Source organism: Aurantimonas sp. NFXS3, assembly GCF_049132005.1.
GTDB classification, from domain to species: Bacteria; Pseudomonadota; Alphaproteobacteria; order Rhizobiales; family Rhizobiaceae; genus Aurantimonas; species Aurantimonas coralicida.
The window spans coordinates 298,643-311,954 of sequence record NZ_JAGDDZ010000002.1; the positions used below are offsets into that span (position 1 = coordinate 298,643).

Consider the following 13,312-nt stretch of genomic DNA (forward strand, 5'->3'; position numbering starts at 1 on the left):
TCCTCGGCGTTCAAGATCAGGACGGGTTCGGGGCGACGGTCGGCAGGTCGGCGATCCGCCGTTCCAGCGCATCGATCGGCAGCGACCAGTGCAGCGGCGCGAAACCGGCCACCGGGCTCTCGAAACTGGCGATCGCCTCGCCCTGCAGGCAGCCGAGATAGGCGGTTCGAAGGTCGGGCCCGCCGAAGGCGAGGCTGGAGATCGCCCGCAGCTTCTCGCTCTTCATCGTGTCGAGATGCGAGCGCTCGATGGTCTTCGACGCATAGGCCGCCTCGACATAGGCGACGTGACCGGCATCGCAGTCTTCCAGCATCAGGGTCTGGTCGCCGCCGGGGCTGACCCGGATGACCCGGTTGCTGACGATGCTGGTGATCCACAGATGACCTTCTGCATCGAAGGTCATGCCGTCGGGATAGGTGCCGGGGCCGAACTCGGCCACCACCTGCCGCGCCTCCAGTTTCCCCTCCGCGATGGTGAAGCGGGTGAGGCGCCGGGTGAAGGTCTCGTTGATATAGAGATGGCGGCCGTCGGGGGAGACGAGGCATTCGTTGCTGAAGCCGATCCCGTCGGCGACGATCCGCGCATGTCCGTCCTCGACGAGGACGATGAAGCCGTCGGCAACGTCGCCGCGCGCCGCCAGATGGCGCGGATTCATGCGCGTGCTGACCGTCACCCACATGCGGCCGGCCGCATCCAGATGCACGAAATTGGACGGCGGCAGCGGCGTGCCGTCCACCTCCAGCAGCACCGGGTCCACCGTGCCGTCCGGGTGAAGCCGCCACACGCCGCCGGTGTCGACGCCGAGCTCGGTCAACAACAGGCTGCCGCCGCGCTCCAGCGCGATGCCGTTCGGTCGCAGCGGCCGGGGCGGGTTCTGCGCCAGATGCCGGCTGACCCGCCCCGACGGCTCGATGATCGAGACGCCGCCGCCACCGGTCCAGTCGGCGGTGATCAAAAGCCCTGACGCATGGGCAAGGACGCATTCCGGACGGTTCAGCCCGTGGCCGTGAAAAGCGATCCCGGAAAGACTGAGCATCAGGCGACCTCGACAAGGATATAAAAGAGCAGTACCCTATCAGTAGACTAATACATAAGCGCATACAATGTGCCGAGATTGCTCCGACTGGGAGGTCGGAGGAATACCGAGTGGAACGTCTCATGGGAGGAAAATCAGATGCTTGACTGGAAAACTGCAGGCGCGGCAGCGCTGCTGGCCGGGGCCCTCGCAATGCCCGCAATGGCGCAGGACTACCCGGATCGCGACATCTCCAACGTCGTCGTCTGGGCCGCCGGCGGCGGAACCGACACGCTGAACCGGCTGATTTCGGCGGAGATGCAGGACGGGCTGGGCGTCAATATCAACGTCTCCAACCGCACCGGCGGCGTCGGCGGGTCGGTCGGCATGAGCTACGTCCATTCGCAGCCCGCCGACGGCTACACGCTGGCCGGCATTTCGGAATCCGTCGTCACCGCCGGCATCCAGGGCGGCTGGGACCAGCGCATGGACGTCTGGGACTTCTTCCTCGTCGGCGGCTCGCCGGAAATCATCTCGGTCTCGGCGAACGCCCCGTACCAGACCCTCGACGAGCTCATCGCCGCCGCCAAGGAGGCTCCCGGCACCATTCGCGCCGGCGCCAGTGCGGCCGGCTCGATCCACCATCTCAACCTTCTGGCCCTGCAGAAGGGAACGGGGACGGAGTTCAACTTCATTCCCTATACCGGCTCGGCCCCGGCCCAGAATGCGGCAATTTCCGGCGAGGTCACGTTGGTCGTCACCTCGCTCGCCGAGCAGCAGCAGCTCATCCAGGCCAAGCGTCTGCGGCCGCTCGCCATGCTGGTGGCGGACGCCACGGAGCTTCCCGACATCGGTACCGTGCCGTCGGCCTTCGACGCCTATCCGGGCCTGACCGAGACGCTGCCGGTCAAGCAGGCCATCGGCCTCGCCGTGCGGGCCGACACGCCCGACGACGTCAAGGCCAAGCTGGTCAGCGCCTTCGATGCGGCCATGGCCACCGACGCGGTCGTCGAATGGGCGGCGGACAATCACTACACCCTGTCCGGCCTCACCGGCGAAGAGGCGAGTGCCGAGATGAACCGGCTGGAATCGCTGTTCGCCTGGACGCTCGAGGATCTCGGCGCGGCGACGGTCAGCCCGGAGAAACTGGGGATTCCGCGCCCGTAACCGGCAGACCCGACAGGACCATCACCGGGGGCGATGCGGCCAGGCCGCCTTGCCCCCGGCCTTTCCGGGAATGTGAGGAGTGCCGCAGGGCATGGATCGAGATCGCTCGCTCAAGGACGCCCGCGCCGATTTCTGGGCCGGGCTCGCCATTCTGGCCGCCGCCACGGCGATGCTGGTTCGGTCGCTGACCTACCCCCTGCAGGGCAGCTATGCCGGCGTGCGCAACGCTTGGTACGTGTCGCCGGCGCTGTTTCCGCTCATCGTCGCCACCGGCCTGGTCGTCTTGAGCCTGATGCTGCTGGCCCGCGCCCGGCGCGCCGGCGGGGCCGCAGCGGCGCTGGCGTCGATCCGCCAGATGGCGCCCGGCCGCCTGTCCGAGCGCAGCGCCACCTTCTGGCTGATCGCCGCGCTCATCGTCTTCTATGTCTACGCCCTCGTGCCACGGGTCGACTTCATCGCCGCGACGGCGCTGTTCCTGCTGGCCTTCGCGACGCTCTTCCACCTCACCGCTGCGCCAGCGACCCGGCTGATCCTGGCGCTGTTCTTCGGCGTGTCCCTCGCGGTCGGCGGGGCGGCGCTCCTCGGAGTGGAGACCGGCGTGCGGACGCCTGCCGCGCTGATCGTCGACGCGCTGATCTGGCTGGCCGTCCTGGCCGCCTGCGCCGCGCTTCTGCGCGCCACCCGCATGCCGAAGGATGCCGCGCGCCATGCAAGGCAATGCGTCGGCCTCAGCCTCCTCGCGCCACTGATCCTCGGCATCGTCTTCAAATACGGGCTCCTGGTGCCGCTTCCCCACGAGGGGCTGACGATCGTGGCGAGCGACCATGTCCGGGCGCTGCTCCGCTCCAGTTTCTAGGCGATCTCCATGTGGCTCCTCGACACCTTCGGTTCGTTCTTCGCGGCCCTCGGCACGCTCTTGGCGAGCCCGTCCAACTGGGCGCTCCTCATCGGATCGAGCCTTCTGGGGATCGTCTTCGGGGCGCTGCCCGGCTTGACGGCGACCCTCGGCGTCGGGCTCCTGGCGACGCTGACCTACGGCTTCGACCTCGACGTCGCCCTGATCGCGCTCCTGTCCATGTATGTCGGCGCGGTCTATGGCGGCTCCTATTCCGCCATCCTCATGAACATTCCCGGCACGGCCGCCTCTGCCGCTTCTGCCCTCGACGGCTACCCGATGGCGCGGCGCGGCGATGGTGGCCGCGCGCTGGGACTGACCACCACCGCCTCCTTCATCGGTACCGTCATCGGCATGCTGGCCCTGGTCGTCTCGGCGCCGCTGATCGTCGAACTGGCGCTGCAGTTCACCTCCTACGAATTCTTCGTCCTGGCCCTGTTCGGCATCCTGATCTCCGGCACCCTGACCAGCCCGGACCTGGTCCTGAAGGGCTGGATCGCCGGCTTCATCGGTCTCGCTTTGTCGACAGTCGGGCGCGATCTCCTGATGTTCTTTCCGCGCTTCACCTTCGGCCTGCCGGAACTCGATTCCGGTCTCGAGGTGGTGCCGGTGCTGATCGGCGCCTTCGCCGTGCCGCAGATCATCCGGTCGCTGCAGGAGCGGCACGTCGCCGGTCCGATCCAGAAGGTCGGCCGGGTGCTGCCCGATTTCCGCACCATCTTCGGCAATCTGCGCCATATCGTGCGGTCCGGCCTGATCGGCGTCGGCATTGGCGCGGTGCCCGGCATCGGCGAGGACATCGCCGGCTGGGTCTCCTACGGCACCGCCAAGAGCATGTCGAAGACCCCGGAGGAGTTCGGCAAGGGCGAACCGGCCGGCCTGATCTCCGCTGAAACCGCCAACAATGCCTGCATCGGCGGTGCGCTGATCCCGCTGGTCACGCTCGGCATCCCCGGCAGCCCGCCGGCGGTCATGCTGCTGGGCGCGCTGATGCTGCACGGCCTGACGCCGGGCCCCATGGTCTCCATTGAGCGCCCGACCTTCCTGACCGAACTGGCCGCCATCATGGTGCTGGCGTCGCTCGCCATGTGGCTGAACGGCATCTTCCTCGCCCGCCAGGTGGTGCGGGTGCTGAGCATTCCGGTGACCCTGTTCATGCCGGTCGTCGCCGTGATCAGCGTTCTCGGCTCCTATGCGCTCGGCCTCAGCGTCTTCAATCTCTACCTGATGGTGCTGGTGGGGCTTGCCGCCTACCTTCTGACCGAGATGGACTATCCCATCGCGCCGCTGGTCATCGGGGTGATCCTCGGGCCGATGGCCGATACCAATCTGCGCCGCGCGCTGATGGTGGGGCAGGGCGATGTCACCGGCTTCTTCACCCGTCCGGTCAGCCTGATCCTGATCCTTGCCATTATCCTGATGGTGCTGGTCCAGCTGCCGGCCTATCGCCGTCTGCGCCAACGGCAGAACGCTTGGCTGGGGCGGGCCTTTTCGCGGATCCGGAACCGCGACTGAGCGACCGGTTGATGCCGCTCGGGCGTCGATGACGGAGACCGCTGCCTTCGCCTGAGGGGCGGTCCGTCACCATATGTTCGCTGTAAGCGACGGACACATCACGCGATGATCGCCGATCAGTCATGGCGCTCGCCCAATCGCCTCCCGGAACCTCAAGTGAAGGTGCCTCAGCGCCAGATCTCCCAGCCTGCCACCGCGCATTCTTTCCGTACAATCTAACGTATGCATTGACGAATGCGCTGGCATGCGACCATAGTGCGGCCGGATCGCGGGGAGCGCGAAGGCGGCCAGCGGCACCCATCGTGCCGGTCCGCTCTTCGCATGTGCGGTCCACTGGCTCTAGGGAGGAGAGATGACCATGAAGATGATGACGGCCGCGATGGCCTTGCTTCTGGGCGGTGCGCTGACGGCGCAGGCCGATGCGCGCGAGATCAATCTGGCGCATCTCGCACCGATCAACGATCCGCGCCACGAGACGCTGGTCGAGTTCGCCGAGCAGGTGAAGGAAGAGACCGGTGGCGAGATCACCGTCAAGATCTTCCCGAACTCCACCCTCGGCAAGGACCGCGAGGTGTTCGAGCAGCTGCAGGGCGGACTGACCCAGCTTGCCCTCAACGGCGAGATCGTCTCGAACTTCTATCCGAAATGGTCGATCATCAACCTGCCCTTCTTCTGGCGCGACCAGGACCACCTCAACGCGTTCCTCGCCAGCGACACCGCCAAGGGCTGGACCGAGGACATGGCCGAACAGGCCGGCGTGCGCACGCTCGCCTTCCTCAACCGAAACCCGCGCATCCTGTCCACCAAGGAGACCGAGGTGAATTCGGTCGACGACATCCAGGGCCTGAAGATCCGGGTGCCGCGCATCGACATCTACATGGACACTTGGCGGGCCTTCGGCGTGCAGCCGACGCCGCTGTCCTCGTCGGAATTCTTCCTGGCGCTGAAGACCGGCACGGTCGACGGCATGGAGAACCCGATCGAGGTCATGCACGACTGGAAGATCTACGAGGTCGCCGGCAATCTGTCCCTGACCAACCACATGCAGACGCGGCTCTTCCTGAACGCCAGCGTGAGCTTCCTCGACAGCCTCAGCGAGGAGCACCGCAAGGTCATCGTCGACGCTGCGGCCGATGCTGAAACCCGGCATGCCGAGAAGATGAGCAGGATCAGCGGCGAGTATGTCGCGCTGCTGCGCGAAAAGGGCATGACCATCGTCGAGGACCCGGACGTCTTCGGCTTCAAGGAACGCGCCGAAGAGGTCCACGAGGCCTATCGCGAGGTGATCGGCAACGACGTCTTCGAAGCCGCCAAATCCATGTGATCCCGGCGGGGGGCGGGGGGCGCCCCCGCCCGGCCGCGCGCCGCCGAATGCTTGTCTGAGACATATCCGCGACCGCTTGAGAGGCGAAACATGTCCCTGTCCACTGCCGACCGGCCGGGCCCGGCGCGCGCGCTCGCCCTGCTCAACCGGCTGGTCGCGTTCGTCATCATCCTCGCCTTTCTCGCCATGGTCTCGTCGGCCTGGCTGCAGGTCATCTCGCGCTATTTCTTCGGCTATTCCCTCGGCTGGACTGAGGAGGTCGCCCAGATCTCGCTGTTCTGGGTCACCTTCATGACGGCGGCACATCTGGCCGCCGGGCGCCGCCTGATGAAGGTCGACGCCTTTCTCGTCCTCGCCCCGCCGCGCCTGCGCCTTGCGCTCTCGGCGCTGATGCAGCTGATCGCGGCGCTCGGCTTCGCCTATCTCGCCTGGCTCGGCATCCGGCTGATGGGGCTGGCGGCCAACCAGACCTCGACGGCGCTGAAGATCCCCTATTCGGCGATCTATCTCAGCCTGCCGGCCGGCGTCGGCATTCTCGTCCTGCACCTTGTGATCCACGCGGTCCACGATGCCCGCTACGCCCTGCGTGGCGAGGTCCGTCCCGACGATCCGACCGCGTCCCGCGATCTGAGGGATCAGTAATGACCTATCTTCTCGTCTTCTTCCTGCTGCTGGCAGCCGGCATGCCGATCGCCGCCGTCATGGTGGTGGTCGGCCTCGGCTACGTGGTGCTGGTCATGGGCATGGACCCGCTGATCGCGGCCCAGCGCGTGGCGACCGGCATCGATTCCTTCCCGCTGCTGGCGATCCCGTTCTTCATGCTGGCGGCCGAGCTGATGAACCATGCCGGCATTACCGACCGCATCTTTCGCCTGGCCAAGGCGATCGTCGGCGCTGTGCCCGGCGGCCTCGGCCACGTGAACGTCGTCGCCAGCATGCTGTTCGCCGGCATGTCCGGTTCGGCCGTGGCGGATGCCGGCGGGCTCGGCAAGATCGAGATCAAGGCGATGAAGGAGGACGGCTACGACGTCGAATTCGCCGCTGCCCTGACCGCCGCCTCCTCGACCATCGGGCCGATCATCCCGCCCAGCATCTCCTTCGTCATCTACGGCCTGACCGCCGGCGTCTCGATCGGCGGGCTCTTCGCCGCCGGGCTGGTGCCCGGCCTGATGATGGGCGGCGCGCTGATGGTGATGGTCGCCGTCTATTCGATGAAGCGGGGCTATGGCCGTTCGCAGCCCTTCGGCTTCGGCGAGCTCGGCGCGTCCTTCGTCCACGCCTTTCTCGCTTTGATGACACCGGTGATCATCATCGGCGGCATTCTGGGCGGCGTCTTCACCCCGACCGAAGCGGGGGCCTTCGCGGTTCTCTACGCCTTCATCCTCGGCAAGTTCGTCTATCGCACAGTGCGCTGGGCCGACGTGCCGGAACTGGTGATGGAAACCGCCCGCAGCTCGGCCAACGTCCTGTTCATCATCGCCGCCAGCGCGCTGCTCGGCTGGATCCTGACCGCCGAGCAGGTGCCGATCCATCTGGCCGAATCGATCATCGGCTTTTCCGCCGAACCCTGGGTCTTCCTGCTGCTGGTGAACCTCATCCTGTTCGGCCTCGGCTGCTTCATGGCCTCCGCGCCGGTGATCATCATGCTCGCCCCGGTGCTGCTGCCCTCGGCGACGCTGCTTGGCGTCGACCCGCTGCATCTGGGCGTCGTCATGGTGCTGAACCTGATGATCGGCCTGATCACGCCTCCGGTGGGGCTGTGCCTCTTCGTGGTGGCGGATGTCGCCAAGCTGCCGGTCACGCAGCTCGCCCGCGCGCTGGTGCCGTTCTTCATTCCGCTGGTCGTGGTGCTGCTGCTGGTGACCTACGTTCCCCAGCTCACCCTCGCCCTGCCGGCGGCGCTCGGCTATGGTGGATGACGTTGGCGGCCGGTCTGGTTGGCCGGCCTGTCACGATGCAGCGACGATGAGGACTTTGCGCAGATGATGAGCAGCAACGAGGCCGCGCACCCGTTCTACCGCCCGCTCTGGGTGCGGGTCTGCCTGGTCGCGTCGCTGATCGGCTGGTCGGCGCTGGAGTGGTTCCACGCCGCGTCCTTCTGGGGCATCGTCACGGCGGCCGCGGCGGTCTGGGCGATCTGGACCTTCTTCGTCACCTACGATCCGAACGCGGCGAAGGGCACTCAAAACGACACCGGCCCGCACGCGCCGGAAGGCGCGAACGAGCCGGATTGATGCGACGGGCCGTGGCCCGCGCCCTCAGGGCCGCGAGATGTCCAGCGGCCGCTCCTTGATGTCGAGGATGGCGCCGATCGCCTCGCGCAGGTTCTTCGGCTGCCGGTCTTCCTGGCTGAGAACGAAGACGAGCAACGAGCGCCCGGTCACCTCGAAGACCTCACCGAATTTGAAGGACGGCACGTCGGTGCGATCCGGCGTGTTGGTGTCGATCAGGCAGACCCAGCGCTTGCCTTCCGGCACCTCGGGCAGGGTGAACTCCACCACGTCGTGGTAGGAATTGGTGATGATCAGCAGCGTGGCGTCGTCGCCGCGCTTCTTGATGCCGGTCGGCTGGGCGCGGCCGTCGAGCAGCATGCCGAAGCACTTCGCACCCTCCTCGTCCCACTGCTCCTGCGCCATCTCGTCGCCGGTCGGCGACAGCCAGGTCACGTCCTTGACGTCCAGTTCCTCGTTGTACTCGCCGACGAGGAAGCGGCCGCGATGCAGGATCGGATAGGCGCGGCGCACGGCGATCAGCTTGCGCGTGAACTCCTGCAGCGCCCGGCCGTCCTTGCTGATGTTGTTCCAGTCCAGCCAGTTGATCTCGTTGTCCTGGGCGTAGGAATTGTTGTTGCCGTCCTGGGTGTGGCCGAACTCGTCGCCCGCCAGGATCATCGGCGTGCCCTGGGACAGGAGCAGCGTCGCCAGCATGTTGCGCTTCTGGCGCTCGCGCAGCTCCTGGATCTCCGGATCGTCGGTCGGACCTTCGACGCCGTGGTTCCAGGAATGGTTGTTGGAATGACCGTCGTTGTTGTCCTCGCCATTCGCCTCGTTGTGCTTGTCGTTATAGGAGACGAGGTCGTTCAGGTTGAAGCCGTCATGGGCGGTGATGAAGTTGACGCTCGCCCAAGGCTTGCGGCCGCGGCTGTTGAACAGGTCGCCCGATCCGGAGATGCGGCGGGCGAACTCCGGCAGCACGCCGTCGTCGCCTTTCCAGTAGGAACGGACCGTGTCGCGGAACTTGTCGTTCCACTCGGCCCAGCCCGGCGGGAACTGGCCGACCTGATAGCCGCCCGGACCGATGTCCCACGGCTCGGCGATCAGCTTGACGCGGCTCAGCACCGGGTCCTGGCGGCACACGTCGAGGAAGCCGCCGCCCTCGTCGAAGCCGTGGGGCTCGCGGGCGAGGATCGTGGCGAGGTCGAAGCGGAAGCCGTCGACGCGCATTTCGTTGACCCAGTAGCGCAGCGAATCCGCCACCATCTGCAGCACCCGCGGATGCGACAGGTTCACCGTGTTCCCGGTGCCGGTGTCGTTGATGTAGTAGCGCTTCTGGTCGGGCAGCAGCCGGTAGTAATTGGCGTTGTCGATGCCCTTCTGGGAGAGCGTGGGGCCCAGCTCGTTGCCTTCGGCGGTGTGGTTGTAGACCACGTCGAGGATCACCTCGATGCCGGCATTGTGGAACTGGTTGATCATCTCCTTGAACTCGTTGACGAACGGCGTCTGGAGATAGCGCGGCGCTGGGGCGAAGAAGGCGAGGCTGTTATAGCCCCAGTAGTTCTTCAGCCCCTTCTCGATCAGGTAGCTGTCGTCGACGAAGGCATGGATCGGCAGGAGCTCGGCCGAGGTGACGCCGAGCGCCCGCAGATATTCGGCGACGCGCGCATGGGCGAGACCGGCGAAGGTGCCGCGCTCGGCCTCGGGAATGCGGGTGTTGAGCTTGGTGAAGCCCTTCACATGCATCTCGTAGGTGATCGTGCGCTCCCACGGCACCATGGGATGGGTCGCCGAGCCCCAGGTGAAGGCCGGATCGATGACCCGGCACTTGGGCATCAGATGCGCGCTGTCCTGGTCGTTGAAGGACAGATCCTTGTCGGCATGGTCGAGCTGGTAGCCGAACAGCTCGGGGCCCCATTCCAGATTGCCCACCAGCTGCTTGGCATAGGGGTCGATCAGCAGCTTGTTGGCATTGAAGCGGTGGCCGGCCTCGGGCTCGTAGGGTCCATGGACCCGGAAGCCGTAGACGGTGCCCGGACGCGCTTCCGGCAGATAGCCGTGCCAGACCTCGTCGGTATATTCGGGCAGTTCGATCCGCTCGCGCTCGGTGACGCCGTCGTCGTCGAACAGGCAGAGCTCGACCTTGGTCGCATTGGCCGAGAAGATGGCGAAATTGACGCCGAGGCCATCCCATGTGGCGCCGAGGGGGAAGGGCCGCCCTTCGCGGACCACGGCGCGCTGCTGCACTTGCGGGGCTGACTGCCTGGGCGAGTCGATCATGAATCAGGTTTCCTGGGTAAGAAGGCAGGCAGCAACGCCGGACCCCGCGGTCCGGTTCCGCGCGCATGGGCGCTCATGTGCGAATCCGTGAACCCGGCGGTAACCATGTCGCCGGCTATTGCCACGGCATTGAGGGAACCTCGCAACTTCCGTCGCCGCCGCGTGTTTCGTCTGTGACGATCGGCGGAACAGGTCCCGATAACCATTACGGGACACGGGTATCGCCCACTTAACGGGCGCTTCATCGGTTCCGGCGACGATCGGCACGCAATGAACCGAGTGACCGACGATGCCCGCCCCAAGTTTTGAACAGATCCTCGACGAGGTCGCCACCGCCGAAGCGGCCTTGGCGCAGAACGGCGCGGGTCCTCGCAGTTCGCCGGGATTCTGGTCGGCCTTCGCCCGCATCGTTCCGCCCCGTTCGGCCACGGCCGGCAGCGCCCGCAAGAAGCCGGTGACGCCGGAGCCGATGGATCTGCCCGATGCGGCGCAGCCGCCGAGCGTCGATCCGGCGGTGATCCTCGACGAACTCGGCCTGCGGCCGGGCATGACGGCCGCCGAACTGCAGGGCGTGCGCCGCAGCTTTGCCCGGCGCAATCATCCCGACGGCTACGGCCACGATTTTCCCGTCCAGGCGACGACCCGGATGCAGATCGCCAACGCGCTGATCGATCAGGCGCTGAAGAAGATCCTGCCCTAGACGCCGCTCGCGTTGCCGTCACGGCACGCCCGGTCAGCCGGGCTTCGCCGCCGCGATCTCGGCGGTGAAGCGCTTCTCGAGCTCCGGGTCCAGCTCGGCCGGTGCGAGGTTCACCCCGGCCGACAGCCGGTCCGCAATGGTCTCCAGAGCCGTGACCCGCGCATATTTCTTGCTGTTGGCGGCGATCACCGTCCAGGGCGCGGCGGCCGTATCGGTGCGATCCAGCATGTCGTCGGCCACCGTCAGATACTCGTCCCATTTGTCGCGATTGCGGAAATCCTCGTAGGACAGCTTCCAGCGCTTCAACGGGTCGTGCAGGCGCCGCTCGAAGCGGTCGAGCTGCTCGTCGCGGTCGATATAGAGGAAGATCTTGGCGATCTTCACGCCGTCGTCGACCAGCAGCTTCTCGAAGCCGTTGATCTCGTCATAGGCCCGGCGCCATTCCGGCTCGCTGGCAAAGCCCTCCACCCGCTCGACCAGCACGCGACCGTACCAGGAGCGGTCGAAGACGGCGATCTCGCCCTTGGCCGGCAGGCGCGACCAGAACCGTGCCAGGTAATGATGCGACAATTCGGTCGGCGTCGGAGCGGCGATCGGCCAGACCTTGAAGCCGCGCGGATCCATGACGGCGGCCATGCGGCGGATCGCGCCGCCCTTGCCGGCCGCGTCCCAGCCCTCGAAGACGACAACGGCCTTTTCCTTGCTGTTCAGATAGGCCTGCTGGATCTGTCGGAAGCGAAGCTGCACGGCCTCGAGCCGGGCGTCGTATTCCTTGCCGCCCAGCTTGGCGCTCATGTCGAGCGCTTCGAGGCGCCGCTTGCCGCTCTGATCGTCCATGCCGTCCTCACATCCCGTTGGTGTATGGCGTCCGCAACTAGGGCGGACGCCACCGATTCCGAAGAGCGCTGTCCAACGCAGGGGCGGCCATGCGCTGGCGGGCAGGGCCGCATGCGCGGCTGGGCATATCGTCTCGTGGACATCTGGCCTACAAGCGGCCAACCGAGCGCCGTGCTCGCTCCACATGACCAGTGCGTGCCATGCACCCGACCAATCGAATGCTCCTCGGCGGTTTCCTGACGCTGGCCATCGTCATGGGCGTCGGCCGCTTCTACTACACGCCCCTGCTGCCGCTGATGCAGCGCGATTACGGCTTCGGGCCGGACATCGCCGGCATCGTCGCCGCGGCGAACTTTGCCGGCTATCTCGCCGGCTCGCTGATGGCGACCTTCATCAGCCGGGGCGCCCCGCGGCTCGCCGCCTTCCGGATCGGCATCGTCGCCAGCATCGTCACCACCTTCGCCATGGGGCTAACCGACGATCTGGCGCTCTGGCTGGTCCTGCGCACTGTCTCGGGCCTTGCCAGCGCCTTCGCCATGATCGCCGCCGCGGGCATGGTCGCCGAAGCCCTCGCCGCAATCGGCGCCGAAGCCCGGCTGAGCTGGATGTTCGGCGGCGTCGGCATCGGCATTGCCGGATCGGGGCTGCTGGTGCATTTCGCCGCGCCCTTCATCGATTCGGCCGGGCTATGGATGGCGGCCGGCCTTCTGACGGCGATCCTGGCGCCGATCGTCTTCATCGAGATCGGCGAGCGCGACCTGCCCGCCACGCTGCGGGTACCCGATCCGCGCCGCCGCGTGCCACGCCCGCTGCCGTTCTGGCCGCTGATGCTGAACTATAGCTGCGAAGGCCTCGGCTATTCGGTCTTCGCGACCTTCATTGTTGCCATCGTCAAGTCGCGGCCGGGGCTGGAGGGCATGGGCGACTGGGTCTGGATCATCGCCGGGCTGGCCGGCCTGCCGAGCTGCCTGTTCTGGTCGCGCATGGCGGAACGCTTCGGCTTCTCCGCCGCGCTGATGGCGGCCTATGCGGCGCAGATCGTCGGCGTCTTGCTGCCGGTCGTGTCGGACTCCGGCGCGGCGGCGCTCGTCGCCGCGGTGCTCTTCGGCGGCACCTTCATGGCCATCACGCTGCTGACCATTCCGCTGGGACGGCACGGTCTCGGCGGTCGCGGCTTTGCCGTTCTAACGGCCGGCTTCGGCCTCGGCCAGATGCTCGGCCCGCTGATCGCCGGCTTCCTCGTCGCGGGCGACGGCAATTACGACATGGCGCTGGCCGGATCGGCCGCCGTGCTCGGGATCGGCCTTGTGGCTCTGGCGGTGGCGATCCGAATGCGGCCCGCCACCGTCTGACCTGTCATCATTCG

Annotated in this window: 12 protein-coding genes; 9 read left to right on the plus strand and 3 right to left on the minus strand. The window is 66.7% G+C overall.

Annotated elements, in window-relative coordinates; all coding sequences use genetic code 11:
• Positions 1-16: 16 nt before the first annotated feature.
• Positions 17-1,036 (minus strand): SMP-30/gluconolactonase/LRE family protein, encoded by a 1,020-nt coding sequence (locus J3367_RS06580; RefSeq protein ID WP_024350729.1) that lies wholly within the window; start codon positions 1,034-1,036, stop codon positions 17-19.
• 138 nt (positions 1,037-1,174) lie between these two features.
• On the opposite strand from J3367_RS06580, the gene J3367_RS06585 reads away from it, so the two are divergent.
• From J3367_RS06585 to J3367_RS06615, 7 genes are all read left to right on the plus strand, one after another.
• Positions 1,175-2,182, plus strand: coding sequence for a Bug family tripartite tricarboxylate transporter substrate binding protein (locus tag J3367_RS06585; RefSeq protein WP_024350728.1), 1,008 nt, complete (start codon positions 1,175-1,177; stop codon positions 2,180-2,182).
• 91 nt (positions 2,183-2,273) lie between these two features.
• Positions 2,274-3,038, plus strand: coding sequence for a hypothetical protein (locus J3367_RS06590; RefSeq protein WP_024350727.1), 765 nt, complete (start codon positions 2,274-2,276; stop codon positions 3,036-3,038).
• Between the two features lie 9 nt (positions 3,039-3,047).
• Entirely contained in the window at positions 3,048-4,592 is a 1,545-nt protein-coding gene (locus J3367_RS06595; protein WP_024350726.1) for a tripartite tricarboxylate transporter permease, read from the plus strand.
• 358 nt (positions 4,593-4,950) lie between these two features.
• Positions 4,951-5,916 carry a TRAP transporter substrate-binding protein gene (locus tag J3367_RS06600; protein WP_162142663.1) on the plus strand — a complete coding sequence of 322 codons (966 nt, stop codon included), beginning with the start codon at positions 4,951-4,953 and terminating at the stop codon, positions 5,914-5,916.
• 90 nt (positions 5,917-6,006) lie between these two features.
• A complete protein-coding gene (locus J3367_RS06605; RefSeq protein WP_024350724.1) occupies positions 6,007-6,558 on the plus strand; it encodes a TRAP transporter small permease in 552 nt (183 codons plus the stop codon).
• Positions 6,558-7,835, plus strand: coding sequence for a TRAP transporter large permease (locus J3367_RS06610; protein ID WP_024350723.1), 1,278 nt, complete (start codon positions 6,558-6,560; stop codon positions 7,833-7,835). Before J3367_RS06605 ends, J3367_RS06610 begins: the two co-directional genes overlap by 1 nt.
• Positions 7,836-7,898: 63 nt before the next feature.
• Positions 7,899-8,150 carry a hypothetical protein gene (locus J3367_RS06615; RefSeq protein WP_060576925.1) on the plus strand — a complete coding sequence of 84 codons (252 nt, stop codon included), beginning with the start codon at positions 7,899-7,901 and terminating at the stop codon, positions 8,148-8,150.
• Positions 8,151-8,174: 24 nt separating this feature from the next.
• Here J3367_RS06615 and glgX read toward each other — a convergent pair whose 3' ends face one another.
• Positions 8,175-10,409, minus strand: a complete 2,235-nt coding sequence (gene glgX / locus J3367_RS06620) for a glycogen debranching protein GlgX (RefSeq protein WP_024350721.1) — start codon at positions 10,407-10,409, stop codon at positions 8,175-8,177.
• 289 nt (positions 10,410-10,698) lie between these two features.
• On the opposite strand from glgX, the gene J3367_RS06625 reads away from it, so the two are divergent.
• Positions 10,699-11,109 carry a hypothetical protein gene (locus J3367_RS06625; protein WP_050767596.1) on the plus strand — a complete coding sequence of 137 codons (411 nt, stop codon included), beginning with the start codon at positions 10,699-10,701 and terminating at the stop codon, positions 11,107-11,109.
• Between the two features lie 33 nt (positions 11,110-11,142).
• Here J3367_RS06625 and J3367_RS06630 read toward each other — a convergent pair whose 3' ends face one another.
• Positions 11,143-11,946: a polyphosphate kinase 2 family protein gene (locus J3367_RS06630; protein ID WP_024350719.1), complete on the minus strand. Its 804-nt coding sequence runs from the start codon at positions 11,944-11,946 to the stop codon at positions 11,143-11,145.
• A 218-nt stretch (positions 11,947-12,164) separates the two neighbouring features.
• Here J3367_RS06630 and J3367_RS06635 point away from each other — a divergent pair, with 218 nt between their 5' ends.
• The gene (locus J3367_RS06635) at positions 12,165-13,298 is read left to right on the plus strand and encodes a YbfB/YjiJ family MFS transporter (RefSeq protein ID WP_051141588.1); all 1,134 of its coding nucleotides are present in this window, start codon (positions 12,165-12,167) and stop codon (positions 13,296-13,298) included.
• The last annotated feature ends 14 nt before the right edge of the window (positions 13,299-13,312 follow it).

Excerpts from the sequence above, each read along its gene's own strand:
- J3367_RS06580 (WP_024350729.1), bottom strand. The coding sequence starts at position 1,036 with ATGCTCAGTCTTTCCGGGATCGCTTTTCACGGCCACGGGCTGAACCGT.
- J3367_RS06590 (WP_024350727.1), top strand. The coding sequence starts at position 2,274 with ATGGATCGAGATCGCTCGCTCAAGGACGCCCGCGCCGATTTCTGGGCC.
- J3367_RS06625 (WP_050767596.1), top strand. The coding sequence starts at position 10,699 with ATGCCCGCCCCAAGTTTTGAACAGATCCTCGACGAGGTCGCCACCGCC.
- J3367_RS06610 (WP_024350723.1), top strand. The coding sequence starts at position 6,558 with ATGACCTATCTTCTCGTCTTCTTCCTGCTGCTGGCAGCCGGCATGCCG.
- J3367_RS06615 (WP_060576925.1), top strand. The coding sequence starts at position 7,899 with ATGATGAGCAGCAACGAGGCCGCGCACCCGTTCTACCGCCCGCTCTGG.
- J3367_RS06600 (WP_162142663.1), top strand. The coding sequence starts at position 4,951 with ATGAAGATGATGACGGCCGCGATGGCCTTGCTTCTGGGCGGTGCGCTG.
- J3367_RS06585 (WP_024350728.1), top strand. The coding sequence starts at position 1,175 with ATGCTTGACTGGAAAACTGCAGGCGCGGCAGCGCTGCTGGCCGGGGCC.
- J3367_RS06595 (WP_024350726.1), top strand. The coding sequence starts at position 3,048 with ATGTGGCTCCTCGACACCTTCGGTTCGTTCTTCGCGGCCCTCGGCACG.
- glgX (WP_024350721.1), bottom strand. The coding sequence starts at position 10,409 with ATGATCGACTCGCCCAGGCAGTCAGCCCCGCAAGTGCAGCAGCGCGCC.
- J3367_RS06630 (WP_024350719.1), bottom strand. The coding sequence starts at position 11,946 with ATGGACGATCAGAGCGGCAAGCGGCGCCTCGAAGCGCTCGACATGAGC.
- J3367_RS06635 (WP_051141588.1), top strand. The coding sequence starts at position 12,165 with ATGCTCCTCGGCGGTTTCCTGACGCTGGCCATCGTCATGGGCGTCGGC.
- J3367_RS06605 (WP_024350724.1), top strand. The coding sequence starts at position 6,007 with ATGTCCCTGTCCACTGCCGACCGGCCGGGCCCGGCGCGCGCGCTCGCC.